This is a genomic window from Helicobacter felis ATCC 49179, from assembly GCF_000200595.1.
In the GTDB taxonomy this organism is placed as follows: domain Bacteria; phylum Campylobacterota; class Campylobacteria; order Campylobacterales; family Helicobacteraceae; genus Helicobacter; species Helicobacter felis.
The window spans coordinates 296,894-322,000 of the sequence record NC_014810.2; the positions used below are offsets into that span (position 1 = coordinate 296,894).

Annotated in this window: 24 protein-coding genes, 5 tRNA genes and 1 pseudogene; 12 read left to right on the forward strand and 18 right to left on the reverse strand. The window is 43.6% G+C overall.

The features are described from left to right. Window positions 1–22 precede the first annotated feature (22 nt). On the forward strand, window positions 23–691 hold the full coding sequence (locus tag HFELIS_RS01555) for a lipoprotein (protein WP_013468785.1): 669 nt from the start codon (window positions 23–25) through the stop codon (window positions 689–691). Here HFELIS_RS01555 and HFELIS_RS01560 read toward each other — a convergent pair. Beyond that, window positions 678–1,987, reverse strand: a pseudogene (locus HFELIS_RS01560) (RNA-guided endonuclease InsQ/TnpB family protein). The gene HFELIS_RS01555 and the pseudogene HFELIS_RS01560 sit on opposite strands and share 14 nt — an antisense overlap. Then, window positions 1,962–2,612 carry an IS607 family transposase gene (locus tag HFELIS_RS01565; protein WP_013468786.1) on the reverse strand — a complete coding sequence of 217 codons (651 nt, stop codon included), beginning with the start codon at window positions 2,610–2,612 and terminating at the stop codon, window positions 1,962–1,964. The pseudogene HFELIS_RS01560 and the gene HFELIS_RS01565 overlap by 26 nt, the downstream one beginning before the upstream one ends. A 96-nt stretch (window positions 2,613–2,708) precedes the next feature. Between HFELIS_RS01565 and HFELIS_RS01570 the strand changes: the two genes are divergently transcribed. Further along, on the forward strand, window positions 2,709–3,443 hold the full coding sequence (locus HFELIS_RS01570) for a putative lipoprotein (RefSeq protein WP_013468787.1): 735 nt from the start codon (window positions 2,709–2,711) through the stop codon (window positions 3,441–3,443). Between the two features lie 30 nt (window positions 3,444–3,473). Here HFELIS_RS01570 and dnaN read toward each other — a convergent pair whose 3' ends face one another. The 3 genes from dnaN to der are packed head-to-tail and all read right to left on the reverse strand — an operon-like array spanning window position 3,474 to window position 7,656. Next, window positions 3,474–4,544, reverse strand: coding sequence for a DNA polymerase III subunit beta (dnaN, locus tag HFELIS_RS01575; protein ID WP_013468788.1), 1,071 nt, complete (start codon window positions 4,542–4,544; stop codon window positions 3,474–3,476). Between the two features lie 32 nt (window positions 4,545–4,576). Then, window positions 4,577–6,331 carry an ATP-binding protein gene (locus HFELIS_RS01580; RefSeq protein ID WP_013468789.1) on the reverse strand — a complete coding sequence of 585 codons (1,755 nt, stop codon included), beginning with the start codon at window positions 6,329–6,331 and terminating at the stop codon, window positions 4,577–4,579. Beyond that, on the reverse strand, window positions 6,328–7,656 hold the full coding sequence (der, locus tag HFELIS_RS01585) for a ribosome biogenesis GTPase Der (protein WP_407918929.1): 1,329 nt from the start codon (window positions 7,654–7,656) through the stop codon (window positions 6,328–6,330). The genes HFELIS_RS01580 and der overlap by 4 nt, the downstream gene beginning before the upstream one ends. Window positions 7,657–7,738: 82 nt before the next feature. Between der and HFELIS_RS01590 the strand changes: the two genes are divergently transcribed. Continuing rightward, complete coding sequence (locus HFELIS_RS01590) at window positions 7,739–8,425, forward strand: hypothetical protein (RefSeq protein WP_013468791.1); 687 nt, start codon at window positions 7,739–7,741, stop codon at window positions 8,423–8,425. Between the two features lies 1 nt (window position 8,426). Here the strand turns inward: HFELIS_RS01590 and HFELIS_RS01595 are convergent. From HFELIS_RS01595 to HFELIS_RS01615, 5 genes are all read right to left on the reverse strand, one after another. Further along, window positions 8,427–8,502 (reverse strand) — tRNA-Glu (locus HFELIS_RS01595). 32 nt (window positions 8,503–8,534) lie between these two features. Next, a tRNA-Asp gene (locus HFELIS_RS01600) sits at window positions 8,535–8,611 on the reverse strand. Window positions 8,612–8,613: 2 nt separating this feature from the next. After that, window positions 8,614–8,689 (reverse strand) — tRNA-Val (locus tag HFELIS_RS01605). A gap of 4 nt (window positions 8,690–8,693) precedes the next feature. Continuing rightward, window positions 8,694–8,768 (reverse strand) — tRNA-Glu (locus HFELIS_RS01610). Window position 8,769: 1 nt separating this feature from the next. Next, a tRNA-Lys gene (locus tag HFELIS_RS01615) sits at window positions 8,770–8,845 on the reverse strand. Window positions 8,846–8,944: 99 nt separating this feature from the next. Here HFELIS_RS01615 and accD point away from each other — a divergent pair. From accD to HFELIS_RS01660, 9 genes are all read left to right on the forward strand, one after another. After that, window positions 8,945–9,793, forward strand: a complete 849-nt coding sequence (gene accD / locus HFELIS_RS01620) for an acetyl-CoA carboxylase, carboxyltransferase subunit beta (protein ID WP_013468793.1) — start codon at window positions 8,945–8,947, stop codon at window positions 9,791–9,793. After that, on the forward strand, window positions 9,790–10,221 hold the full coding sequence (locus HFELIS_RS01625; RefSeq protein WP_013468794.1) for a 23S rRNA (pseudouridine(1915)-N(3))-methyltransferase RlmH: 432 nt from the start codon (window positions 9,790–9,792) through the stop codon (window positions 10,219–10,221). Before accD ends, HFELIS_RS01625 begins: the two co-directional genes overlap by 4 nt. A gap of 244 nt (window positions 10,222–10,465) precedes the next feature. Next, entirely contained in the window at window positions 10,466–11,284 is an 819-nt protein-coding gene (locus HFELIS_RS01630; protein ID WP_231844188.1) for a hypothetical protein, read from the forward strand. 55 nt (window positions 11,285–11,339) lie between these two features. After that, on the forward strand, window positions 11,340–11,711 hold the full coding sequence (locus tag HFELIS_RS01635; RefSeq protein WP_013468796.1) for a hypothetical protein: 372 nt from the start codon (window positions 11,340–11,342) through the stop codon (window positions 11,709–11,711). A gap of 92 nt (window positions 11,712–11,803) precedes the next feature. Next, a complete protein-coding gene (locus tag HFELIS_RS01640; protein WP_013468797.1) occupies window positions 11,804–13,159 on the forward strand; it encodes an FAD-dependent oxidoreductase in 1,356 nt (451 codons plus the stop codon). 1 nt (window position 13,160) lies between these two features. Further along, the gene (locus tag HFELIS_RS01645; protein WP_041302703.1) at window positions 13,161–14,201 is read left to right on the forward strand and encodes a type II asparaginase; all 1,041 of its coding nucleotides are present in this window, start codon (window positions 13,161–13,163) and stop codon (window positions 14,199–14,201) included. Between the two features lie 94 nt (window positions 14,202–14,295). Further along, window positions 14,296–15,402, forward strand: coding sequence for a cytochrome-c peroxidase (locus tag HFELIS_RS01650; protein ID WP_049776995.1), 1,107 nt, complete (start codon window positions 14,296–14,298; stop codon window positions 15,400–15,402). Window positions 15,403–15,464: 62 nt separating this feature from the next. Next, complete coding sequence (rpmB, locus tag HFELIS_RS01655; RefSeq protein WP_013468800.1) at window positions 15,465–15,653, forward strand: 50S ribosomal protein L28; 189 nt, start codon at window positions 15,465–15,467, stop codon at window positions 15,651–15,653. 12 nt (window positions 15,654–15,665) lie between these two features. Continuing rightward, a complete protein-coding gene (locus tag HFELIS_RS01660; protein ID WP_013468801.1) occupies window positions 15,666–16,799 on the forward strand; it encodes a potassium channel family protein in 1,134 nt (377 codons plus the stop codon). On the opposite strand, the gene HFELIS_RS08455 is transcribed toward HFELIS_RS01660, so the two are convergent. From HFELIS_RS08455 to rpsG, 8 genes are all read right to left on the reverse strand, one after another. After that, complete coding sequence (locus tag HFELIS_RS08455; protein ID WP_013468802.1) at window positions 16,796–18,013, reverse strand: hypothetical protein; 1,218 nt, start codon at window positions 18,011–18,013, stop codon at window positions 16,796–16,798. The two genes, HFELIS_RS01660 and HFELIS_RS08455, sit on opposite strands and share 4 nt — an antisense overlap. 9 nt (window positions 18,014–18,022) lie before the next feature. Beyond that, window positions 18,023–18,349: a hypothetical protein gene (locus HFELIS_RS01670; RefSeq protein WP_041302704.1), complete on the reverse strand. Its 327-nt coding sequence runs from the start codon at window positions 18,347–18,349 to the stop codon at window positions 18,023–18,025. Window positions 18,350–18,414: 65 nt separating this feature from the next. Further along, on the reverse strand, window positions 18,415–18,810 hold the full coding sequence (locus HFELIS_RS01675; RefSeq protein ID WP_041302706.1) for a hypothetical protein: 396 nt from the start codon (window positions 18,808–18,810) through the stop codon (window positions 18,415–18,417). A gap of 40 nt (window positions 18,811–18,850) precedes the next feature. Beyond that, a complete protein-coding gene (gene queF / locus HFELIS_RS01680; RefSeq protein WP_013468805.1) occupies window positions 18,851–19,288 on the reverse strand; it encodes a preQ(1) synthase in 438 nt (145 codons plus the stop codon). Next, window positions 19,281–22,091: an isoleucine--tRNA ligase gene (gene ileS / locus HFELIS_RS01685; protein WP_013468806.1), complete on the reverse strand. Its 2,811-nt coding sequence runs from the start codon at window positions 22,089–22,091 to the stop codon at window positions 19,281–19,283. Before ileS ends, queF begins: the two co-directional genes overlap by 8 nt. A 21-nt stretch (window positions 22,092–22,112) precedes the next feature. Continuing rightward, a complete protein-coding gene (locus HFELIS_RS01690) occupies window positions 22,113–22,361 on the reverse strand; it encodes an RNA-binding S4 domain-containing protein (protein WP_013468807.1) in 249 nt (82 codons plus the stop codon). Window positions 22,362–22,548: 187 nt separating this feature from the next. Then, on the reverse strand, window positions 22,549–24,627 hold the full coding sequence (fusA, locus tag HFELIS_RS01695; RefSeq protein ID WP_013468808.1) for an elongation factor G: 2,079 nt from the start codon (window positions 24,625–24,627) through the stop codon (window positions 22,549–22,551). A 9-nt stretch (window positions 24,628–24,636) separates the two neighbouring features. After that, window positions 24,637–25,104, reverse strand: a complete 468-nt coding sequence (gene rpsG / locus HFELIS_RS01700; protein WP_013468809.1) for a 30S ribosomal protein S7 — start codon at window positions 25,102–25,104, stop codon at window positions 24,637–24,639. Between the last annotated feature and the right edge of the window lie 3 nt (window positions 25,105–25,107).

Sequence of the window (25,107 nt, forward strand, 5' to 3'; positions counted from 1 at the left end):
TTTTAATATTTGGAGGTTGTAGATGCGCTATAGCAAAAGCTTGTTGTTGGTATCTACTTGTGGTTTGGTGTTTTTAGGTTGTGCTCATAAGAGCGGGGCGGATTTGGATAAATTCAGCCAAAACTACTATACACAACAACACCAAAAGGCCGACGCTTTGTCTAAAGAATTAATCGCCAAGGATAAAAAGCAAAGAGACGCTTCTTTGTGGAATCTAGAAAATGGGGTCAATGCCTTTATGGCAGGCAACTATAAAGATTCATTGAACACCTTAGACAAGGCAAATAAAACCTTTGACACCAATTGGAAGAATATGGAAAAAGGTTTAGCCAAAGTGGGTGCGGCGACCTTTGGAAGTGCGACCAATGTGCCTTATGAAGGACACATGTATGAGTGGACTCTTACCAACTATTATATGGCACTAGATTACGCCTTTATGGATAAATTCAACGAAGCTCGCGTAGAGTTTAACCGTACTGTGGATCGCCAACGCCGCATTAAAGAAGCTTATGCAAAACAAATTGCTAAAGTCAATGCCGAAATGGAAAAGGCCAAAAAGAAAGATGGCAATAAGGCACAGGGCATGGAAAAATCCATGAAAGGCTTGGATCAAGAGTTAAGTAAGAGATACTCCAGTCTTGAGCAATTTAAAGCCTATGATGGTTTTATTAACGTTCTTACAAACCTATAAAACCGCATAAAATCCTATAAAATCCTATCAATAGAAAAAATTTAAGCGGTTTCTGTTGTATTCCTGTTTCCACCATGCTGGTTACTAAGCCATTCTTTGCAAAATCGCTTAATAGAGCCGTCATGTCCGCTAGGCGTAATTCAGTGGGAACTCCACTTACTAAATGCTTGACAAGATTGACACTTGCGTTAAAATCTCTATCCACCACAGCACCGCAAACACCACACTTATACACTCTATCGCTTAGGGTTAAGTCTTTTTTCAAACTGCCACAGCTAGAGCAAGTTTTAGAGCTAGGATAAAAGACATCGGCTCGCAAGATTTCCTGCCCATAGCACTTCGCCTTATACTCCAAAAGGGTGTTAAAAGCAGAGATGCTGACATCGCTTAAAGCCTTAGCTAGTTTAGAGTTTTTAAGCATATTCTTTACTTTTAAACTCTCCATACAAAGGGTTTTAGCGTGCCTGACTAGGGCGGTGCTGAGTTTGTGTAAAAAGTCGTTACGGGTGTTGGCGATTTTGGTGTGTAATCGATTCAGCCGCAAGCTGGCTTTAAGATAATTGCGCGACTTCTTAACTCCGTCATTCTTGGTTTTCGAATGCCGTTTTTTGCTAAGTTGCCTGCTAAGTCTTTTAAGCCGTCTTGTCAGCCTATTTAAGGGCTTGGGTGCTTGTATCTGTAAGCCATTAGATAGACTAGCAAAAGCCTTTATTCCTGTATCTATGCCTAGAGTGTGGTTGTTTGCTATGGGTTTATGTGTGCGGTTAAACTCCTCTTGTGTAATGTCTATTTGGATTGAAACATAGAATTTATTGCCTCTTTGCGTGATGGTCGCCCCATTGATTTTGCCTTTAAAGCGTAGTTTTTCGGTCATTTTGATTTTAGGCAAGTTGGGGATTTTGAGATAATCCTTTTTGTCGCCTTGAATGATTTTTACTTGGTCGCCCCCAATATAAAAGCTCCTTGATATTCCCTTTTGCGTTTAAAGCGAGGGTAACTCACCTTGCCTAACTTTAAATCTTTAAAGAATTTTTGAAATGCTAGGTTTAAATGTGTAAAGGGTTGGGCAGTGGCGTATTTTGTAACTTCATAGACAAAGGGGTAATTCGTTTTTTTAAGAGCGTTAAACTCTTTCTTTAGGGCAAAGTGGTTAGATTTTATGCCCTTTTCGTAGTTCTCTCTCCACTTTGCCAGCCCCCAATTATAAGCAAGTCTAGCGCACCCCATCGCCTTTTTAAAGTGGGTTTTAGCGTGGTTGTTTGGGCTTAGCTCAATCTTGTGGGTCAGTTGTAACATTGTTTTCTACCACTGCTTGCATTTGTTCTAAAAGTTGTTTGTTTTTCTTGGAGCGTGCGCCATAAAGTCTAGCGGAGAATACGGTAATGATTTCTAGCACATCTTTAGCTAACTCCTCCTCGAAGCGGACATTCTCATCGCCTTGATTAATAACAATAACTTCCACTTCTTTAGCCTCACAGATAGCAAACACTAGCTCCGCGCCAAAGCGTAACAAGCGGTCTTTATGGGTCAAAACAAGCCTTTTTACTTGGCTCTCTAGGATAAGGTTAAGAAGTTTAGTTAAGCCCTTTTTATAATAATTCATACCTGAGCCTAAGTCTTGGATCACTTCGTAATTAAAGCCCAGTTTAGAACAATAAAGCTCTAAAACCTGCACTTGGCGGATTAAATCCTCTTTTTGGTCGGCACTAGAAACACGGGCATAGGCGATGGTCTTGCGGTTATCGTTATGAAAAACAATATTTTTGTTGATATTTTTAAGGCTCTCTAGCTTGTATCTACGCTCCCCGCCTTTTGTATAGTTGTCGGGTTTTAGTAAGCCTTTTTTCTCCCAATTTCTCAAAGTTTGGATACTGACACCTAAAACCTTACTTGCTTGACCTATGGATAGCAAATTATTCATGCCAACATAGTAGCACCTAGAAACTTAAAATCATATAAAAAACTTATAGAGAATTATAGAATTTTATAGATTTTATATTGCTGTTTTTAACCCCCTATGGTGAGCTATGTTGCCGGGTTGTTTTATTCGACTAATGGAGATAGTAAGGGCATTGATGATCTCAAAGAAGCCTATGGAATTAGTCAAATCCCACTCCTTGCCCAAGACATCAAACATTTTGAAAGCCATGATCCCAAAAAGATGACTTGGGTGATTGTCGAAGATGGGATGCAACCCACTTTAGAAGAATTTAAAATCACGGAGTTTAACTTTGCTCTGCCCCTCTTAAAGCCGGGTAAAGATTTCCATAAAACTTTCCAAATTAGTGCTAGTGGCAAGGCGGAAAATTTAGCAGTTCTCTCCCACTTTAACGCTGTGGTGCAGAAAGAATACCAAACCACCTTGCCTGCCATTAAAGCCCGCGCTATCACTTCAGCGATCTTAAAAACGGGTGCAGAGGCGGGCTTAGTAGGTGGGGGTGCAGCTGTAGGTGGAAGTGCTGGGTTGGCTATGCAGGCTACTGGAGCTGGTTTAGCCATGCTTAATAAAGCCACCACAGCAGCAGATATACGCAGTTCAAATGTTTTCCCTAACACTGTGTATGCCGGGCGTGTGGATAGTGGGACCGATTTTAGTTTAGTCATTGATGGCGCATCCACTCCCTTTAAGTTTGTAACTTGTGCGGGCAAGAGCGCGCCTAGTGCTAACCAAGTTTGTAGTGATGCGAATAATATTATCTTTGTGCGCACTTTCCCAGTAGCTAACACCATCAAGGTATTAACTCTAAAATAAGTGCAAAATGAGGGGGAAAAGAAGAGGAGGTTATATCGCTACGGGCATCACCACAGTGATGAAACCATTTTTTTGAATGACAAAGGGTTGGTTTTCAACGCTAAGGCAAAAATCAAAAGTGGGGGTGGAGAGAGCGCTCAGAGCGTCTAATAAATGGCGCGCTTGGGCGTGGATCACAAAACCATCTAGGGGAGTGCTCGCCTCCACAAAAGTAGAAGCAAAACTAGGGTTTTCTGTCTGCAGAGTTTCAAATTCAATTTTATCGGGGCGGAAAATAATTTTCGTGGTCGCTCCTAGTGCTTGTGTGATATTGATAGCATCTTTAAAATCTTGGGTGTTACATTCTAGTTGGTGGGCAAATGTAGAGGGGATAATGTTTTGGTAATGGGGGTATTTACCACTGATGAGTTTTGCAAACAACACCATAGACGCGTTTTTAAAGAAGATCATGTTTTTATCATAGCGCATTTCAAAGTCCCCTCTAAAGAGTTTAGCGACCTCAAGCATCGCTCGTTTTGGAAGAATCAACTCTTGTCTGTCCGCGCTTGTTGTTCCTCCAATTTCCATCTGCACGACAGAGAGCCGTTTTGTATCTGTGGCGACAAGTTCTAAATTCTCTTGGAGGGCTAAAAGCACTCCTGAAAATTCATATTTGGACGCGTTTGTTGTAATGACTTGAGCAAGCTTTTTAAAATAGTCGCTCAGAGTGGAATCGTCAAAATATACGACAGGAAGATGATCGTAAGTGGGGAATGAGGGGAAATATTCTTTGTCCAAAAGAGGCAATTTAAATTTAGAGCGTTTAAAGTGGACATGCATAAAGTTGTCTTGACTCTCTAAGAGCAAATCTCCCTTTTCTAATTTAGAGATGATGTCTAGCAAATATTTAGCGTTTAAAACCGCGCTACCGGTTTCTTGAGCAGGAATATTTAAAGTCAAGCACAGTCCCATTTCTAAATCATTAGCCTGAAAAATTAAAGCATCTGTTTTAGCTTCAATGCAAACATGAGAAGTGATATTAACCATGTCTTTTTTATTGGTAAAGGCGATGAGATCCTTGAGTGCGGCCTCTAATTCCGTTTTAGCAATGATGAATTTCACAATAATCCTTTTAAAAGTTTTTAAAGAAGAGATTAAACCCCAAATCCAATATTTTTACCCCCCTCAAAATTCCCCTGTCTCTCTTTATGGATTTCTGCTAGAAAATCCTCTAGGGTGAAAGTCGGATGTGCATAGGTAGCTACCTTGTAGGCGGTGTTTTTAACCACTAGAGCGATTTGCCCCCCGCTCAAAGTATGGTGCGCCAAAGCATTGGCCAAGCTTTCTAGAGTGTGTCCTCCAGAATAGGGGGCGTGCGGGGGCAAATATTGTTGCCAAAGCTGGACTCTTTGGGCAAAAGTGGGGGGTTTAAACTCGATCTTATGGTTGAAACGGCGCGAAAAAGCGGTGTCTAGGGTTTCTAATAAGTTCGTGGTGGCGATTAAAACCCCCTCAAATTTTTCAATTTGATGTAAAAAGATATTTTGCATCTGGTTGTGCATTTTATCCGCCCCACTGGTCGCCGTGGTGCGGCTGCTCAAAAATTGATCGGCTTCATCTAAGAACAGAATGGGAGGATTTTTGCATTGTTTGGCGATTTTATAGTAATCATCAAAAATCTTGCGTACATTCTTTTCAGATTCGCCCACATACATAGAGAGGATTTTAGAGCAATCAAAACATAAGACTTCTTTTTTAAGGCTTTTAGCTAAAGCTAGGGCACTCATAGTTTTGCCTGTTCCCGGAGGGCCATAGAAAATAATTTTGGCCTCTATGCGCGCTTCTTTGATGATGCCCCAACTCCGTAGGCGTGCCTGCAATTTAGGATCGATTTGCTTGCATAAAATTTCTAATGTTTCTCTAGTCTTTTGACTCAAGACCACATCTTCCAAACCTAATTTGGGCTCTAAAGCCTCAAAAATATCGCTGTCTTTGAGAATATTTTTTAAAGTGTTGCCATTTTTAGGGTGAAAATTGGATACAGAGATGGCATTTAAAACCCAATCTTGTAAAAAATATTGCCTTACCATATTTTGATTAAGAGGTTCTAAAACTTCTTCAAAATCCACGAGTCCCTTTTGAAGCAAAGGGGATTTAGGACTTAAAATGGAAGGGTCTAGGGGCGTGTCTACACATGGCAAATTAATAAGACTTTTAAAATCGCAACCCTCATCAATCCGGCTATAGTCTTCCACATAAGCACTTTTAAGCAAGGCAAAAAAGAGAATCTCTTCGGCGTGTTTGAGATGGTGCTTATGCAGGAATTTTTGGATTTCAAAAAGGCGAGGAGTGTTTTCTAAACGGGTGTTTATTCTCTGTCTTAAACGCTGGATTTGTGCGTGGACATGTTTTTTGACACAAGAATCTTTTTGCCGTTGCAATTTATATAAAAGATCGATGAGGGAAAACCAATCGTTCAAATACTCCAAATGATCTTCATAGGGGTTTGTATTCGGGGGCACTTCCTCTAGCCCCTTTTCAAGAAGTTTAAAAAAAGCAGGACTAAGACTTAGGCAACCATCCACAAGTTCCAATAAAGAGTTCTCTTGGGTTTTCATCCGCTTTTCTTGCACCCATTCTAAGTCTATGAGCCGTCTGATATGTGCAAGAGAGGCCAACATAGCCTTCAAAGAGTCTGCAATCTTGCCCTCTAAGATTTCAGACATAGAAGCCGTATTTTTTTCTAAGATTTGCCTTACCTCTACCTCAACCTGTCCTTTGAGATATTCTTTGAGTAAATGACGCAATATCTGTGCTTCCTCTCTAGTACACACCAGAGCAGGAAAGATACGCGTTTCATCAACATGGCTAGCTGTTAAAAAATCCTGAAAATAAGGTAGCAAATTCATTGACTCTTCTTGTCTCGCGTGCTTAGGATAATGGGCGTGCCCAAAAACCCAAATTTTTGGCGTAACACATTTATCAAATAGCGTTTGTAGCTAAAATGCAACGCTTTAGGGCGGTTCATCACCAAAGCAATTTGAGGTGGACAAGAGGCAAATTGCGTGCCGTAGTAGATACGCACAATTTTGCCATGATCGCTAGGCAAGGGGTGTTTTTGAGTGGCCTCTGCAATGACTTGATTGAGCGTGCTCGTGGAAATGCGTTTGCAAAAATGCGCATACACTTCTAAGATTTTATCCTTAATTTTTTCAACATGCCGCTTATCTAGCGCGCTAGCAGTGATTGTAGGCGCGTAGTGCAAAAATTTAAACTTGTGCTTAAAGCTCTCCATAATTGCCTCAAAATTGGCATGTCGAATATCCCATTTATTGAACACCACCACCACGCCTAAGCGATGTTTATCCACCAAAGCAGCGATTTTTTCATCTAGGTCTACAAAGGGGACGCTCACATCTAAAACCAAGATCGCAATTTGAGATTGTTCAAGCACCTTTGTGGTGCGATCTAGAGCGTATTTTTCCAACCCTTGAATTTTGCTTCTTTGACGCAAACCTGCCGTGTCCACGAAACAAATTTCTTGGCCATGGTGGCTGATGTGCTGATCTACTGGGTCTATGGTTGTGCCCGCCACTTCTGAAACTAGAGCGCGTTCCTGTTGCACTAGGGCGTTTAATAACGAACTCTTGCCCACATTCACCCGCCCAATAATGCCTACCTGGATCGCAGATACAAGGGGAGATATTTCTTGAGTAGGACTCTCTTGAAGGTTTAATTGGGTGATGGTGGCCTGTATAAGGGCTTGCAATCCTCTATTATGACTCGCTGAAACAAAGAACATCGCCTTAGCCCCAAAGCTTGAAAAACTATAAGCTTCTCTTGCTTCTTGATCATTGTCTATTTTATTAACGATAAGAAAGCAGTTTCGCACCTTTTGGCATATCCGATAAAAATAGTTTTTGTCTTCATCTAAGGGGATTTGTTTGCCATCCACCACATAGAATACCAAATCGCATTTTTGAATGGTTTCTAGGCTATGTTTTGTAATCTGTGTTCCTAGAGCATGTCCGGGATCAAGGCCTCCGGTATCTAAGAGTTGCACAAAAACACCTCCTAGAGAAACCACACCCTGTCTAATATCTCTAGTTGTGCCTGCAAATGCAGAGGTGATGGCCTGCCTACTTTTAACTAAACAATTAAAAAGGGAGCTTTTACCCACATTGGGGCGACCTACAAGAGCGATCGTGCGCATCACAAGCCTACATCTCTGGATTGTTCTTTAAGCATGAAGTTTTATTAAACCCTCTATAATTAATGGCCTATTATAAGCTTTAAAACTTAAGAAGGGTTTTTTGATGAGAGAAGTGTTTGGGGTGTTTTGTGCGTGCAAGTTTTATAGAGTTTCTCTGACTTATATTGCTTTGACATTGGGTTTAGCTGGATGTTGGGAACAACCTGATAACAACCAAAACTCTCAAAACCAAACCTCCCAATACAACCCAAATCCTAATCCACAACCCCATATTCAGCCCATTAGAATTAAAAAAGAGGGCCCTAAAAAGGTCATTTTTTCCCAAGAAAATTACTATCCTTTGAGCGGGCAAGAAGTGGATGTGAGCGAATCTAACGATCGCCTTTTCCTAGAAGTCCATGCGTTTCCCTTACAAAAATTCATGCAGGGCGAGGATTTCTCCACTAAAAGGCAAACACAAATTTTTGCCCTCAACAATTCCTCTACGCAAATCACCAATGTGGAAGGGAAACTTAAAACCTACAAATATTCTCAAAAGCCAGAAAAAGAGGCTAAGATCAATACGGCCTATCAACGCTACTCTCTCAAACTCCAAACGCCAACTCGCTTCGAGATTGAAGGTATCCAAAAAATCCCCTATAAATTCAACATAACAGGTTGTCGTGTTGTGATCAGCAAACAACTTATCGACACTTTCGCCCACAGCAAGGAAATTAGCATTAATTTAGACTTTAAGCGCGAGTTACGCAATAAGGCGACTTTTGAACTTTTCCTAGAGTGCCCTAGATAAATGGCGACCCCTGGAGGATTTGAACTTCCGTTTCCACCTTGAAAGAGTGGTATCCTTGGCCACTAGATGAAGGGGTCGGACTCGGATGAACTAAAAAATTTAGATGAGGTGGCGGAACGGACGGGACTTGAACCCGCGACCCCCTGCGTGACAGGCAGGTATTCTAACCAGCTGAACTACCGCTCCAATGGTGGTCGCTATAAGACTCGAACTTATGACATCCACCTTGTAAGGGTGGCGCTCTACCAACTGAGCTAAGCGACCTAAGTGGTGACTCCTAGGGGATTTGAACCCCTGTAACCACCGTGAAAGGGTGGTATCCTAACCACTAGATGAAGGAGCCTTGGTGACCCGTGCTGGATTCGAACCAGCGGCCCATTCCTTAAAAGGGAATTGCTCTACCTGCTGAGCTAACGGGTCAAATGACACAAAAACGCAATATTACACTTTTTACAAGGCTTTGTCAAGACTAAATGTGCTAAAATTGGTCATTTATTAATAAATTCTCAAAGGTTGTGCATGGGTTTTGCCGATTTCCTCAAGAGTCTTAAGAAAAATAGGGTGCAATCTTCAGAAAAAGACATGCCTAGTCATTGGATTAAATGCCCGCAGTGCAACGCGCTGATGTACTATAAAGAGGTGTTTGCCAAATATCATGTTTGCTTGAAGTGTCATTACCATTTTCGCATGAGTGCTAACGATCGCATTGACTTCCTCTGCGATCCGGGGACTTTTGTTGAATTTGATAAAGAGCTCAGACCTGTTGATCCGCTCAACTTTGTAGATAAAGAAAGTTATAAGCAACGCGTCAAAAAATACCAAGCCAAGACAGGGCGGCCAAGTTCGGTGATTAGCGGAGAGGGGGAGATTAATGAGATTAGAATGCAAATTGTCATCTTTGATTTTGCCTTTATGGGGGGCTCTTTGGGTTCTGTAGAGGGGGAAAAGATTGTGCGCGCCATTGATCGAGCGGTGCAAAAACGCCAAGCTCTTTTGATTGTTTCAGCTAGCGGAGGTGCTAGAATGCAGGAATCCACTTACGCGCTCATGCAAATGGCAAAAACTAGCGCAGCTCTTAACAAACTCTCTGAGGCGAAGTTGCCCTTTATTTCCCTGCTCACAGACCCAACTTTTGGAGGTGTGAGCGCGTCTTTTGCCTTTTTGGGCGATCTCATCATTGCTGAACCGGGTGCTATGATAGGTTTTGCTGGTGCGCGCGTGATCAAGCAGACGATCGGCGCAGAATTGCCTCAAGGTTTTCAAAGTGCAGAATTTTTGTTAGAACATGGTTTAATTGACATGATCATCCAGCGTAAAGACCTCAAAAAGAGCATTAGCGATCTAGTGGGTATGCTTACGCACACATGACTTATTGTGTCTATGCTATTTCTAAACCCAATCCTAAACTCGCCCCTCTTGTTGCGCACTATCAACGCCAGTGCCTGCAATTTGGTGCAAAGCTACAGATTGTAGATATTAGCCCCAGTAAGCATAATAGCAAGGTTAGCTACACCAAAGCTCTGCAACCCTATCTCACACCCCACACACACCTCCTAGCTCTGCACCCAAGTGGGCATACCCACACTAGCGAGAGTTTTAGCCAACTTTTAGCCTCACATGCCCGTGTGCATTTTTTTATTGCAGGAGCTTTTGGATTTGATCAAAACTTTTTAGATCGATGTGTCCCTCTTTCTTTGAGCGCGCTCACTTTAAGTCATGAGATCGCTAAATTAGTGTTGTGTGAGCAAATTTTTAGAGCTCTAAGTCTATTAAACAACCATCCCTATCACAAATAAGGACTATTAGTTACTTTGAGCTATAATGCACATTTTGGAGGAAATTTATGAAACTACGCTACTACACGGCCTTCACAGCTCTATTCATCATTGCGCTAGGGTGGTATGTGCACGGCATTGCCCCGGGCCATTTTATTGTCTCTGTCTCTACAAGCACTTTAGATCTACCCATTGCTCTTTGGATCGTTGGGGTAGTGTTGCTTTTTTTGGGTTCACTCTACTCTTCGTGCTTTATGGCAATATCATGGGTCTATTTACACGCTACCACGAACGGCGTGATATGGAGAAATTGATACAACAGATCATAGAGCAGGACATCAAGGACACCTTTAGCAAATCGCATTACCATAACCCCACTTTCGCGACTCTCTCTAGGGTTCTGGGTCGTTTTGATCTCCATGCTGATCCAAGCAGTCCTGAGAGTGGGCATGAGAAAATCGATCGCCTCTTCACCTATTACCAAGATATTAATGAGGATCGAGTCGTGGACTTGCATAAATACGATTTTGCACGCCAAAATCCTTTTTATCTCCATAATCTGCAAAATCAAATCCATCAAGACCTCAAGTGTGCTCAGGACTTTCTCAAAAGAGAAGATTTAAGCCCTGAAATCAAACAAGCCGCGCTCATCGCCATTATTCAGCGTGGATCGAGCAAGGATTTATCTAAGGCACTCAAGGGATCGCAACACCTTTTAAACAAGGAAATTTTAAAGCATTTGCTAGATGCCTATTGGCATGGCAAAACTACACTAGATCAAGAGGAAATGGTGCGCTTGTGCGCTTTAGTAGGCTACGAGGGCAAAGATTATTTGCAATTGGCTAAACAATCTAAGGCTCTGCTTGCTCCGGATGCGCGCTTTAAATTCTTTGAGGCGTTGGCAACCAAAGATGAGCGCGCTGAAAAAAGTTTTCTATATGTTTTGCTTGATTTAGAGATGATCGATCAGGCTAGAGAACGCTTGAGTAGCCACCCTAAAGACGAATTTATGGTGATCAATGCCTATTTGGAACTTAAGGCCACAGATAAAACTTATCCGCTTGAAGTCTTTTTTGGGGTGTGATTCGCATAAGAAAATAACCAAGAGGCCGATTTAATGGGTAAAACAAGGAGGCAACATGTCTTCTTTTACCGGCAATCTGACTCATATCAATCAGAATGCGCCCTTTGGATCGATTGTTTATCAGAACGCTCTGCCCAAACTTGACCAAGAGAGTCAAAAAGAGTTTATTGAGAGGTTGCAAGCCATCCAAGAGACCCGTGCTTTGGAAAAAAATAAGGCCGTGCACAGAGATAAGGAGGAATCTCCTCCTCAACAACGGCAGTCCCAACAAGAACAACCCCAAATGGATCGGCGTTGTCTCAATGGGGATAAACGCCACTGCTACCATGGCCACTATTATAGCGACAGCGCGCTAGATCGTGCGCTAGAGAATACTGAAGAACTTGAAGGATTCTTAGAACCCCATGTTTTGGATGTTATTATTTAATATTCATTCATAATTTTAAGGATTGCTTTTGGAGGGGTTAGCGATTTGCTATAATCCCTGTTGATATTCTAAATTATTTATGGAGGACATGCATGAGTTATGAATATGATTTAGTGGTCATTGGTTTTGGTAAGGCAGGGAAAACTTTGGCAACTATGGCGGCCAAAAAAGGTCAAAAAGTTGCGCTCATCGAACAATCCAAAGAGATGTATGGGGGGACTTGCATCAACATTGGCTGCATTCCTTCCAAAGCTCTTTTAAGCCTAGCGACACATAAAAAAGGCACTTCGGGCTATAAAGAAAGCATTGAAGAAAAAAACAAGATGGTGGCTTTTTTACGAGAAAAAAACTACCAGGCCCTCGTTGGAGCAGGGGTTACACTCCTAGAAGGTCAGGCGAGTTTTAAAGACTCTCACACGCTAATGATCTATCACGAGGATAGTTGTAAGGAAGTGAGCGCGCGCACTATTGTTATTAACACCGGATCTATTCCTATCACTCCATCTATCCCTATCAAATCCAAGTGTGTTTATGACAGCACTTCTTTAATGCAGCTCAATAAATTGCCCTCGCATTTGGTCGTGGTGGGTGGAGGCTACATCGGCCTAGAATTTGCCAGTATGTTTAATCTTTTTGGGCGTGTAGGGCAAAAAAATATTACTCAGGTGAGTGTTTTAGTGCGCGGGGATACCTTTTTACCCAAAGAAGATGCGCTTTTTCAAAAGAGTATTTTAGATTCACTAACAAGCAAGGGGATTCAAGTCATTTATAACGCCAGTGTGGACAGCATTGTTGAACACCAAGTCCACTATACAGATACTAAAACACAAGAAAAACTTTCTTTAGAAGCAGACGCTTTCTTGCTAGCTATCGGGCGTGTGCCCAATACAGCAGGATTGCAATTAGAAAAAGCTGGTTTGAAACTAGGCGCGCATAAGGAGATTTTGACCAATGAATTTCTTGTTGCCAACGCTGAGCATGAGGGTAATATCTATGCTGTAGGGGATGTGAAAGGGGGAGAAATGTTCACCACCTATGTTAGTTTAGATGATTTCAGAATTGTTTCCCAGCATCTCTATGGCGATAAATCCCGTTCTACAAAGAATCGCGGAGTTTTGCCCGAAGTGCTCTATGTGGAAACTCCCTATAGTCATGTGGGCATGCGCGCTAAAGACATCGAAAAATCCGGTAAAAAAGTTTTAATTAAAACGCTAGAGAGTGCTGCGATGCCCGGGGCTAGAGTGATAGAGAACACCACAGGGCGTTTGCAGGTGCTTGTAGAGGACAATGCGCAACAGAGAGTGCTTGGAGCTAGTTTGCATTGCGCCCTCTCTTATGAGGTGATTAACCTCTTTAGTCTAGCCATAAACCACCATTTAAGTTTTAGCGCGCTCAAAGATATGATTTACACACACCCTTCTATTGCTGAAGGGTTGAATCTTTTTTAATATGCTAAGTAGATTTTTATTTTTAATCATTTTGGGAGTGTGTTGGATGGTCGCTAAACCTAATTTATATGTGTTGGCTACAGGGGGAACAATCGCTGGAAGTTCTTCAAGCGCGCTTAGTAGTGCTTATAAATCTGGATCGTTGAGTGTGGATACCCTCGTGGGTGCTATCCCGCAGGCTAAAAAGTTGGCTAATCTTAAAGCCGAGCAGATAAGCAACATCGGGTCTCAGGAAATGAATAATGAGGTTTGGCTTAAGTTGGCTAGGCGCGTGCAAGCCCTCCTCTCTAAAAAAGAGGTCGATGGGGTGGTGATCACACATGGCACGGACACGATGGAAGAAACCGCCTATTTCCTCAACCTTGTGATCAAAAGCCATAAACCCATTGTGATGGTAGGGGCGATGCGCAATGCGGATTCTTTAAGCGCAGATGGACCTCTCAATCTTTACAACGCCATCGCGCTAGCTAGTAATCCGCAATCCAAAGGCAAGGGAGTGTTGGTTTTGATGGATGATAGCATCCATGCCGCTAGAGAAGTGAGCAAAACCCACACGACAGGAGTGAGCACTTTTAAATCGCTCAATAGCGGACCTCTAGGCCAAGTGCTCTATGGACATGTGCGCTTTTATATGCAATCTTTGCGCAAGCACACTTTAGAGAGCGCGTTTGACATTGCTAAAATCCACGATTTGCCCCGTGTGGATATTGTCTACAGCCATGCTAACGACCATGCGGATTTTGTGCAAAGCGCGCTTGAACATGGAGCTAAAGGAATTGTGAGCGCGGGGATGGGCAATGGAAACATTTATCCTGCTGTGTTGGAGGCGTTAGCCCACGCGGTTAAAAAGGGCGTGGTAGTGGTGCGCTCTTCTCGTGTGGGAAGTGGCTTTGTTACTAATCCGGGCGAAATCAATGATTCTCAATACGGGTTTGTAACTAGCGATAATCTCAATCCTCAAAAAGCTAGGGTGCTTTTGATGCTAGCTTTAAGCCAAACCCATGACCCTCAAAAAATCCAGCATTATTTTGATACACATTGAATTCTTTAAGATTCTTGGCGTATAATTTTCTCATTTAAACTACTTTATAAGGAATACGCCAATGAAAATAAAAAATTTGTTCAAAGTGTCTTTTATGTCTGTAGGTCTGTGCGCTGCCCTTTATGCTAAGCCAAGCCACCATACCATAAGTGCGCAAGAATTGATTAAGAAAGCCCTAGACGCTAATCTTATGCCCATGCCAACAGGCAAGGTTTTAGATAAATATCTCAAAGATAAGGTGCGCGACTTAGGTCTTTCTTATAAGGGTGCTGTGCTCACTAAGGCGCAAATTGAGTTAGGAAAAATGCTCTACCTAGACCCTAGAATTTCTACTTCTTATCTTATTTCTTGCAACACATGCCATAACTTAGGCATGGCAGGGGTAGATACTGTATCACGAGCTGTAGGAGAGGGCTGGAAACCTAACCCCCATTTTTTAAATTCCCCCACCGTGTATAATTCCGTCTTTAATGCGGTGCAGTTTTGGGATGGGCGTGTGGCACACCTAGACGATCAGGCTAAAGGCCCCATCAGCAACCCGGTAGAAATGAATGCCGATCCTAAAGTTGTGGAAGCTAAGATCAATTCTATGCCCGGCTATGTCAAAGCCTTTAAACGCGCCTATGGCAACAATGTTAAAATCGATCTTAACTTGATCACAGATACGATTGCTATGTTTGAAGCCACACTCAACACCCCTAGCCGTTTTGACGACTTTTTGCGGGGCAATGTCAAAGCACTAAGTCCTAAAGAACAAGAGGGCTTGTCTTTATTCCTAGAAAAGGGCTGTGCAGGTTGCCACAATGGAATCAACTTAGGAGGCACTATGCAACCTTTCCAAGTGGCTGCCCCTTATGAATTTGCCAATGTGGGGGATTTCAAGGGAGATAAAAACGGCATGGTCAAAGTGCCTACCTTGCGCAATATCTTAGAAACCATGCCCTATTTCCATAATGGACAATATTGGAATGTCAAGGATGCGATCAAGGCCATGGGTGCTGTACAACTAGGAATCCAAATCAGTGATAGCGATGCGCAAAAAATCGCTGTCTTCTTTGGTGCTCTCACGGGTAAAAAACCTACCATCACCTACCCTCAATTACCCACCATCGCTAACAACACCCCTAAACCTGAGGGCATTATGGAGCAAGAGAGTCAATCGGCTAAACCTAGCAAATCTACCAAATCCACCACCCACTAATTTAAGCACAAAGACGCGCGCATTAGGCTATAATGTGCGCTTTTATTTATCAAGGAGAATTTATGGCACGAAGATGTGATTTAAGTTTAAAAGGCCCTATGGTAGGCAACCATGTAAGCCATGCAAACAATAAAAGCAAGAGGCGTTTACTCCCTAATTTGCGCACCATTCGCATTACCCTAGAAGATGGCACAAAACAAAAGATTCGCGTTGCTGCTTCCACCTTAAGGACCATGCGCAAAAGTCAGTAGTCCGTAAGGACAATGTTTAATTTCAAGGCACTTTTCAAGAAAACACCCCCTAAGGAGAGTGCCACCCGCCAAATCAACGCCGAGATTTACTCTCATTTTAAACTTTTTGCCCCGCCTTTAGTTCTCATTCAGCTTTTTATCCTCTTGGGCACTTTGGGCTATCTATGCTTAGAAAATTATTCTCTCATGCAGGCCTTTTTCCAAACAGCCTACACTTTCACGGCGACAGGGTTTGGGGCTTTGGATGAAAGTAAATTTGGCACTTGGAGTATTTTTCTAAGCGTTTTGATCATGTTTTGTGGGGAAGCATTGATGACCTTTACGGTCGCCGTGCTCATTGGGGTGATCAACAAGGGGGTCTTAGCTAAACTCATTCGGGAGAAAAAGATGATTTATAAAATTGCCCATCTCACCAAACACTATGTCATCTGTTACCACAACGAATACACCATTGAACTTGCCAAGCAATTTAGAAACGCCCAAATTCCCTTTGTGGTAGTGGATGACAATCCAGACTTTGAAGAACAGGCCATCAAGCACAAATACCCTTACTACATTGTGGGTGATCCCCACACCAATTTGAGCATGCTCAAAACCAATCTGAGTAGCGCTAAGGGCGTGGTTACCTTTTCTAAAACCTTTTCTGTCAATATTGCCCTAATCGCCAATGTGCGTCTGCTAGAAAAAGAGTTGGGGCGCAAACCTTATTACATCATTGCTAGCGCACACAATGATGAAGATTTGGAAAAACTCAAAAAACTAGGCGCGGATAGTGTGGTTTCGCCCACTAAATTAATGGCGCAACGCGTGAGCGCGATGGCAATTCGCCCGGATATGGAAAATATCCTAGAAAATTTTATTTACAAAAAAGACACCTTGCTAGACTTAGAAGAGGTAATTGTGCCCAAAGAGAGTTGGCTCGTGCAACGCAAGCTCAAAGAAGCGCATTTTAGAGAGATTGCTAAAATCTTTGTCATTGGAATTATCCAAAAGGACGGGCGTTATATTCCCATGCCAGAGGGCGATACCATTGTGGCTAGCGAGGCTAAATTATTGGTCATTGGCACTTCTGAGGGGGTTACCAAGTCTAAAAATCTCGTGCTCCAGCACCAACGCCCCAGAGAGGTAGACTATGTGGCGCTTTAATGGAGTTTTAGCGCACTCAAAGCCCTACAAATCGCGCTTTTGGATTTGAAATGTTGGATTTCACCTTGTGGGTTTAAATACAAACAGGGGACATCATCCACGCTCAAAAGACGCATTTGTTTCAAGAGAGTGCGCAAAGAGTCGAGTACACTTTTAGGCGGACTTTTTAAAACCACCAAACACGCCCGTTTAGCTTTTTTACTTAGATATTTGGGGAGCAAACAGAGTTGGGGTTGATTTAAAATGCGGGTGTGTGTGTTTTTATAGCTGGTAGAAAAATGAGGAATCTCCGGGTAGTTATCTTGAAAATTCGGATAGTTATCTTGAAAGAACCCTTGGAGATAAAATGGGGTGTTGTGTAGGTAGAACAAACCCCTAAGCAGAGCGTAATTTTTAAACGCTTCTAGGAGGGCGTTAAGATCGCGCTTTAAAATCTCTTCTAAAAAGGGATTGTGTTTTTTGGAGAGCTGGACTAGATACCACGCGCTCTTGAGATTATCGCGCAGAGGAACGGAATGTACAAGACCCCAAACCTCCCTTGAGATGGGAGAAGTCGCAAATTCATTATAAGCATCGATGAAATAAAGCCAATGGAAAACCCCCATCGCGCTTGTTAAATCCTTGACATAGGCGCATTTGCCCTGTGCGCAAGTCTGTTCAAGAGAAGGCAGACTTTGAACATAGGCTAGGGGGTCTAGTTGAGAGGCAAGCAGAGGGGAGAAGAAAAAGGGGAGGAGGGTGTCTTTGAGAAAAAAGTAGGGCTCAAGTGCGTCAGGATATACAGAGTCGTCCGGATCGTAGTCTAGGTTGGTTAAGCGGGTGTCCTCCAAATACTCCCACAACAAGAGCAGAACGATGTTTTTAAAGATCTTATGGATGTGTGCGGGGAGCTTGCGATCTTTAAAGATAGGGAAAATGTCCAATAGAGGCCAAGCTTTGGTGTAAAAATCTTGTGCCCTTTGTTTTTCAAAAGCTTGGAGGCGTTTTTGGCGTGTTTCTTTAGCCACACTGCGATCCAAAAGCAAGCGCGTGTAGGCAACATCTTTATCAATCATCTCCAATTGCAAGGCTTGCATCTGATCTTGCCATGCCTGCGGAGGAAAAAAGGATTTATACCACGCCTCAAAGGACTTGTCTGACTTTTTTGAAGGCTTTGCATCCGCCAAGCCAACCCAGCTAAAGCACAATAAGCAGATCCACACTAAGGATCGCATCAAAACTCCTTAGGGCAAATGCGCTTTGATGTCTTGCCAAAGGACCTTAAGCCTTGAGTTATAATAGGCATTTAAAAGCGTGGCAGGTTGTTGCTCTAAATCCACACCCAAAAATGTTTTAACAAACTTCTCATAGGTTTCTTCTTCATAATCTACAAGTGTCCCCTCATACCAGTTTAGCTGTTTAAAGGTGTGCAAAGAGGGCTGGATACTAGGATCATGTTTTTGCCCATTTGGCATGTCATCTAGGATTTCTTTAATGCGTCTGTTGAGCGCATTTAAATCGTTTTCTTCCACGCTCATCGTTTGGCTTTTTAGGGTGTCCCATAGATTCAAATTTTCCTTGCGGGCTTGGAGCAGAGGAGCAAACAATAGATTTAAGACCTCTAAAAAGTCTTGGGTTACTTGGGTGGCATCAAAAGCAAGGGGGGGCGAGACATCAGAGCAATCAAAATCGGAGGGAATATAGCTACGCAGGATCGCAAAGAGTTGAAAGGACTCGTAGACTTAAAAACCCTTAAAAACTCTCTATCTTGGGGAGTTTTTGGCTGGAGGGCTTGGAGCAGGGGAATCTTGTCCATAAAATCCAAACTTAAAGAGAAAAATAATGCGGCATGCCTCTCCATCGCATCTTTATAAAAATAAAAGTCTTTACAATCCTCAAATCCTGTAAAATCCTTGATCAAATCCTCTTCATACATACGCACCGTGAGCGCGCGCATCGCTTGCATGTCTTGGATCAGCTCTTTAGAGGGTTGGGCAAAGGCAACGCTCACCACCCAAAAAAGCGCACCCAAAGCGCGCCCACAAATTCTAAATATCTCTTTTGGCGCTCTTTTAAATTTTGAGCAATCTTTGGCGCTTGAAGTCCGCATAATCAGGAGTGGCGTAGTTAGCAAAGGGGGTAATAGTGATCCCTCCGCGCGCGCTAAAATGGGCGTGCACTTCTAGGTATTTGGGCTCTAGGAGGGCGACTAGGTCGTTTAGGATTTTGCCCACGCAATCCTCCCCAAAAACCCCCTCATTGCGGAAACTAAAGAGATAGAGTTTGAGCGATTTGCTCTCTACCATTTTCAAATGCGCGATATAGGCAATACGCACGCGCGCAAAATCCGGCTGGGCGGTGATGGGACACAGACTGGTAAACTCCTCACTCTCTAGGGTGGTAAAAATGTCCTGCCCCGGGTGGGGGTTTTCAAAGGCTTCTAGCAGATGAGGGCTGTAGGTGGTGGGATAACTGGTTTTGCTTCCTAAATGACTCAAATTCTCAAGCATGCAAGACTTCTTTACAACGCCCACAAAGATCCTCTTTAGGGGCTAAAAAACGCCAACAACGCGGGCATTTTTCCAAAGAGGCGCGCGCTAAAACAAAATCTTGATTTTCAAACAACACCTCTGGCGCGCTTCCCTCCCATGCGCTGAGTGCGCTCACCATGAGCCATTGATCGTAATGGGTAAACTCCAAATCCTTGTGGTCTTTCAAGTAGATTTGCACTTCCAAAGAGGTTTTTACGCTCTTATCTTTTTTTAGCCCGTCCAACGCCTCACTAAAGCGCGCGCGCAGTTCTAGGGGACGCTCGAATTGATCTAAGACGCTTTGAGCCTGCGTTCCCTCTAATAAAAAGGGTTTTTGTAGATCAAAAACCCCACTCCCTATCAAAGCCACCTCTTTAAATAAGGGGCTGGCGTGTTCTAACACCTCTTCAATGGTATAAGTGAGAATGGGCGCGAGCGCAAAACTCAGATGGTGGGCTAAGTGCAACATAGTTGTTTGAATCGCGCGCCTAGCAGGATCATTTTTGGCATCGCAGTATAGGCTATCTTTGCAGATGTCCATGTAGATCCCGCTTAGATCGTTGGCGATAAAGGCAAAGAGTTTTTGCAAGCCTTTGACAAAGTCATATTGCTTAAAATGTTCTTGCACTTGGCTAAAGACTTTAGAGCTTAGGGCTAAAATCCAGCGATCCACTAACCCTAAATCTTGCAGAGGGGTTAAGCTCTCTAGCCCGGCTGTGTTGGCTAACAAAAAGCGTAAAGTATTGCGCACCTTTTTATAGCCTTCGGCAGTCTGGGCAAAGAAAGCATGCGAGACGCTCAAATTGTCTTGGTAGTCATTCATCACCACCCATAGGCGCAAAATATCACTGCCATAAGTATTAAGCACCTCGTCCAAAGAAAAGACATTTCCTTTAGATTTGCTCATCTTATGCCCTTTAGCGTCCACAGTAAAGCCATGGGTTAACACGCCTTTAAAGGGCGCGCGGGAATGCTTGATACAGCTCAATAATAAAGAGCTTTGAAACCATCCGCGGTGTTGATCGCTCCCCTCTAGCACCAAATCGCTAGGATAGACCCCCAAGCGTTCTTCGCACACCGCCTTAAAAGTGCTCCCGCTATCAAACCACACATCTAAGATATGGGTGTTTTTCTCCAAATTGGGGGCTAGGTGTTTGAACTGCGCGGGCAAAAGCTCCTCTACGCTCTGCTCCCACCACGCATTACAACCCTTTTCTTTAAAGATGTTGTAGATATGCTTTAAGACCGCTTCCTCTAGTAGGGGCTCTTGGGTTTGCTTATTTAAGAAAAACGCCATGGGCACGCCCCAGTTGCGCTGTCTGCTCACACACCAATCGGGGCGTTGCTCTAGCATAGCTTTGAGGCGGTTTTTCCCTTGTTTGGGGTAAAAGGCGACATCCTCAATCGCTTCTAGGGCGACTTGGCGCAGGGTTTTATGACTACCATCAGGTTGTAAAAAGGGCACATCCATCATGATAAACCATTGCGTGGTGGCGCGGTATAAAATGGGTTCGTGTGTACGCCAACAATGCGGGTAGGAGTGGGTGATGGTGCTATGGTGCAAGAGATAATCGCCCAAGAGTTCGATAATTTTGGGCTGGATTTTGAGCACATGCTGACCTAAAAACTCTTTGGGCAAGAGTTTTTTATGCAAGATTTCTTCATTGTAACGCCCATAATCATCCACAGGCACTAAGACCTCTAAGTCATATTGCAGACATAGATGATAGTCTTCCTCACCATGCCCGGGGGCGGTGTGCACAGCCCCACTCCCCTCCTCCAAACTGACATGCTCGCCCAGCAATACCACCGAATCGCGTTGGTTTAGAGGGTTGGTCGCTAGGCTTTTTTCTAAAAGCTCGCTTTGACAACTCCCCACAATTTCCCCTTCTAAAATGCCCTGTTCTAGCAGTTTTTGGGCTAATTCTAGCGCAATGATATGCCCCTTAGAGGTGATCGCATAAGTGGTTTTGGGTTTGAGCGCGATGCCTACATTGGCTGCGAGTGTCCAAGGGGTCGTGGTCCAGATCACAAGAGAAAAGGTTTTAGGACTCTCCTGCGTGCTAAAATGTGCTTCTTGGGCGATCTTTTGTGCACTTTCTTCTTGTAGAGGGAAGCATACAAAGATCGAATCGGATTGCTTGTCTTTATACTCTACTTCGGCTTCAGCCAACGCACTCTGGCACGCCCAGCTCCAATAAACGGGCTTAAAGCGTTGTTTGAGCAAGCCTTTTTGTGCGGCAATACAGAGCATTTCATAAATGCTTGCCTCAAAATCGTATTTGTAGGTTTCATAGGGTTTTTCATAATCCCCCACCACACCCAAGCGCAAAAACTCCTCTCTTTGCACACCGATAAACTTGTAGGCGTGTTGATAACAGCGATCGCGAAATTCTAGCGGGCTTAGATTGTGGCGTTGCTCGGCGGGGAGTTTATGCTGGGAGGCTTTATAATCCTTTTCTACCTGCTGTTCAATGGGCAAACCATGACAATCCCACCCGGGTACATATTCGACTTTTTTACCCAAAAAATATTGATGCTTGACAATCACATCTTTTAAGATTTTATTGAGCGCGTGCCCGATGTGCAAGTGTCCATTAGCATAGGGCGGACCATCATGCAAGATGAAACTTTGGGGCGCGTCATGGCGTTTGCCCAGCATATGGGTATAAACATCCTGCTCGCGCCAACGCGCGTAAAGCTTGGGAGCGTTAGCAATAGCGTTAGCTTTCATGGGGAAGGAAGTTTGGGGGAGGATTAGACTATCTTTATAATCTTGCATAACAAACCTTTCTATTGGGATTTATTCTAGTTCTTGCACATACAAATGGCTTTGGGCTTTGGGAATAGTTTTAAGTGTGGGAATAGCCAGCACGCGGTAAGACTTAGTGCGATCTAGATAAATAAGCTTAATCACATCGCCTACTTTGACCTCTTTGCTCGGCTTAACCGGTATCCCATTTAAGGAAACTACACCCTCTTTAAGCATGTCTAACGCGACCGCGCGCCTCTTGGTGATATTGGTAGCATTTAAAAATTTGTCAATACGCATGGGTCATTGTAGCATTATACGCTTGAATTTAGACTAAGCTTTGGGCACAAGCCCTATCAGAAATTGCATCCTTGTAACTAAAGAACACTCAAGAAGTTAGAGAGATTTAAAAAAATACTCTATTTTTTGGAAACCTACTAGACTGAGCGGATCGCTACCGATCACGCCCAAGCGCGCTTAAGTACGCCTAACCCTTGCGTTTTTCTACGATTTCCTTAGCGATATTAGCAGGAACTTCGCCATAGTGATCAAACTCCATCGAATAGGTCCCGCGCCCCTGAGTAGCCGAGCGTAAATCTGTGGAATAACCAAACATCTCTACTAAGGGCACAAAGGCATTTACGATTTTAAGTCCTAAGCGATCTTCCATCGCGTTAATTTGCCCTCTGCGGCGATTCAAATCTCCGATCACATCGCCCATATACTCTTCAGGCACTTCGACCTCTACTTTCATCATTGGTTCTAAAAGCACGGGATTAGCTGCCCTGCAGGCCTCTTTAAAAGCCATAGAACCCGCGATTTTAAAGGCCATCTCTGAAGAGTCCACTTCGTGGTAGCTCCCATCATATAGGGTTACTTTAAAATCTACAACCGGATAACCTGCTAAAACCCCACTCTGCATCGCTTCTTGGATACCCTTATCCACTGCAGGGATATACTCCTTAGGAATCACGCCCCCGCTAATTTGATTGACAAACTCATAGCCACTTCCGGGTTCTTTGGGTTCAAGCTTGATAAAGACATGCCCATATTGCCCACGCCCACCAGATTGTTTAGCATATTTATGTTCTTTTTGCACTTCAGAGCGGATAGTCTCCCTAAAGGCTACTTGAGGTTGTCCCACTTCTGCCTCAACTTTAAACTCTCTTTTGAGGCGATCTACGATAATTTCTAGGTGCAACTCGCCCATTCCCCCAATCAAAGTCTGCCCGGTTTCCTCTTGAGTCATCACTCTAAAGCTGGGGTCTTCTTCGGCAAGTTTGCCCAAAGCCACACCCATTTTTTCTTGATCGGCCTTAGTTTTAGGCTCAACAGCGATATGAATCACAGGCTCAGGGAATTCCATGCGTTCTAGCACCACAGGGCTTTTTTCATGGCAAAGTGTGTCCCCAGTCAAGGTATCCTTAAGCCCTACAAAAGCACAAATTTCGCCCGCATAGACCTCTTTAATATCCTCGCGTTTATTGGAGTGCATTTTGAGCAAACGACCTACACGCTCTTTTTTATCCTTAGTGGAGTTATAGATATAGCTCCCTGATTCGAGCTTCCCGCGATACACGCGCACAAAGGTAAGCTGTCCGACAAAGGGGTCAGTCATGATTTTAAACGCCAAGCCGGCAAAATCGCCCTCATCACTGGACTGCACTTTGATCTCTTCTTCATTCTTGGGGTCCACGCCTTTAATATCAGCGACCTCTGTAGGAGCAGGCAAGTAGTCAATCACAGCATCTAGCAGAGTTTGCACGCCTTTATTCTTAAAAGAAGAACCACAGAGCATAGGAATAAGAGCCATGTTCAAGCACCCAACCTTGATGCCATGCTTAATCTCTTCTACGCTCAAAGTCTCTCCACCCAAATATTTTTCCATCAAAGCTTCGTCTTGTTCAGCCACCGCTTCTAGGAGTTTGTCGCGGTATTCTTGAGCTTTAGCCTGTAGATCTGAGGGAATCTCTTGCACATCGTACTTAGCTCCCATCGCCTCATTGTTCCACACGATGGCTTTCATGGCGACCAAATCGATCACGCCCTGAAAAGTATCTTCTGCACCAATGGGGATATTAATGGGTATAGGGTTAGCTTTCAAGCGTTCTTTAATTTGATTTTCTACATTGTAGAAATTAGCCCCAATACGATCCATCTTGTTGACAAATACGATACGGGGCACGCCGTATTTATTCGCCTGCCGCCACACGGTCTCACTCTGGGGTTGCACCCCTCCTACCGAGCAAAACACCGCCACTGCACCATCGAGCACACGCATGGAGCGTTCTACTTCGATAGTAAAATCCACGTGTCCGGGGGTGTCGATCAAGTTAATTTGATGATCCTGCCAAAAACAAGTCGTAGCGGCTGAAGTGATGGTAATCCCGCGTTCTTTTTCTTGTTCCATCCAGTCCATTGTGGCTGCGCCATCGTGCACCTCGCCGATTTTGTGGCTGACCCCAGTGTAAAACAAAATACGCTCAGAGGTAGTGGTCTTGCCTGCATCGATATGGGCGGCAATCCCGATATTTCTAATCTTTTCTAAAGGAGTTTTGCGTGCCATCTAATCCTCCTACCAACGATAGTGAGCAAAGGCTTTATTAGCCTCTGCCATTTTGTGGATCTCTTCTTTTTTTCTAAAAGCCGCTCCCTTATCACTAGCTGCATCTAATAATTCGTTGGCTAATTTATCCACCATCATGCGTTCGTTGCGTTTGCGAGTGGCTTCCAAAATCCAGCGGATAGAGAGAGATTGCTGGCGGGCTGGGCGCACTTCTACGGGCACTTGGTAGGTCGCTCCGCCCACACGCCTAGAGCGCACTTCTAACAAGGGTTTGACATTTTCTAAGGCTTTTTCAAAAACCTCAATGCCCTTTTCTCCGCTTTTCTCTTCGACTTTATTGAGAGCTGCGTAGATAATTTTTTCTGCTACGCTCCGTTTGCCATCATACATCATCTTGTTAATAAACTTAGTGATCACCTTGCTATTGTAAACGGGATCGCCTAAAACCTCTCGGACGGGTGCTTTTTTTCTTCTCATTTA

Coding starts and splice junctions, on each gene's coding strand:
- ileS (WP_013468806.1), bottom strand. CDS start 22,091: ATGCAAGATTATAAAGATAGTCTAATCCTCCCCCAAACTTCCTTCCCC.
- fusA (WP_013468808.1), bottom strand. CDS start 24,627: ATGGCACGCAAAACTCCTTTAGAAAAGATTAGAAATATCGGGATTGCC.
- HFELIS_RS01640 (WP_013468797.1), top strand. CDS start 11,804: ATGAGTTATGAATATGATTTAGTGGTCATTGGTTTTGGTAAGGCAGGG.
- HFELIS_RS01630 (WP_231844188.1), top strand. CDS start 10,466: ATGGGTCTATTTACACGCTACCACGAACGGCGTGATATGGAGAAATTG.
- HFELIS_RS01635 (WP_013468796.1), top strand. CDS start 11,340: ATGTCTTCTTTTACCGGCAATCTGACTCATATCAATCAGAATGCGCCC.
- HFELIS_RS01590 (WP_013468791.1), top strand. CDS start 7,739: ATGAGAGAAGTGTTTGGGGTGTTTTGTGCGTGCAAGTTTTATAGAGTT.
- queF (WP_013468805.1), bottom strand. CDS start 19,288: ATGCTTGAGAATTTGAGTCATTTAGGAAGCAAAACCAGTTATCCCACC.
- HFELIS_RS01625 (WP_013468794.1), top strand. CDS start 9,790: ATGACTTATTGTGTCTATGCTATTTCTAAACCCAATCCTAAACTCGCC.
- HFELIS_RS01645 (WP_041302703.1), top strand. CDS start 13,161: ATGCTAAGTAGATTTTTATTTTTAATCATTTTGGGAGTGTGTTGGATG.
- HFELIS_RS01580 (WP_013468789.1), bottom strand. CDS start 6,331: ATGAATTTGCTACCTTATTTTCAGGATTTTTTAACAGCTAGCCATGTT.
- HFELIS_RS01555 (WP_013468785.1), top strand. CDS start 23: ATGCGCTATAGCAAAAGCTTGTTGTTGGTATCTACTTGTGGTTTGGTG.
- HFELIS_RS01690 (WP_013468807.1), bottom strand. CDS start 22,361: ATGCGTATTGACAAATTTTTAAATGCTACCAATATCACCAAGAGGCGC.
- accD (WP_013468793.1), top strand. CDS start 8,945: ATGGGTTTTGCCGATTTCCTCAAGAGTCTTAAGAAAAATAGGGTGCAA.
- HFELIS_RS08455 (WP_013468802.1), bottom strand. CDS start 18,013: ATGCGATCCTTAGTGTGGATCTGCTTATTGTGCTTTAGCTGGGTTGGC.
- rpmB (WP_013468800.1), top strand. CDS start 15,465: ATGGCACGAAGATGTGATTTAAGTTTAAAAGGCCCTATGGTAGGCAAC.
- HFELIS_RS01565 (WP_013468786.1), bottom strand. CDS start 2,612: ATGAATAATTTGCTATCCATAGGTCAAGCAAGTAAGGTTTTAGGTGTC.
- HFELIS_RS01660 (WP_013468801.1), top strand. CDS start 15,666: ATGTTTAATTTCAAGGCACTTTTCAAGAAAACACCCCCTAAGGAGAGT.
- HFELIS_RS01650 (WP_049776995.1), top strand. CDS start 14,296: ATGTCTGTAGGTCTGTGCGCTGCCCTTTATGCTAAGCCAAGCCACCAT.
- rpsG (WP_013468809.1), bottom strand. CDS start 25,104: ATGAGAAGAAAAAAAGCACCCGTCCGAGAGGTTTTAGGCGATCCCGTT.
- HFELIS_RS01570 (WP_013468787.1), top strand. CDS start 2,709: ATGGTGAGCTATGTTGCCGGGTTGTTTTATTCGACTAATGGAGATAGT.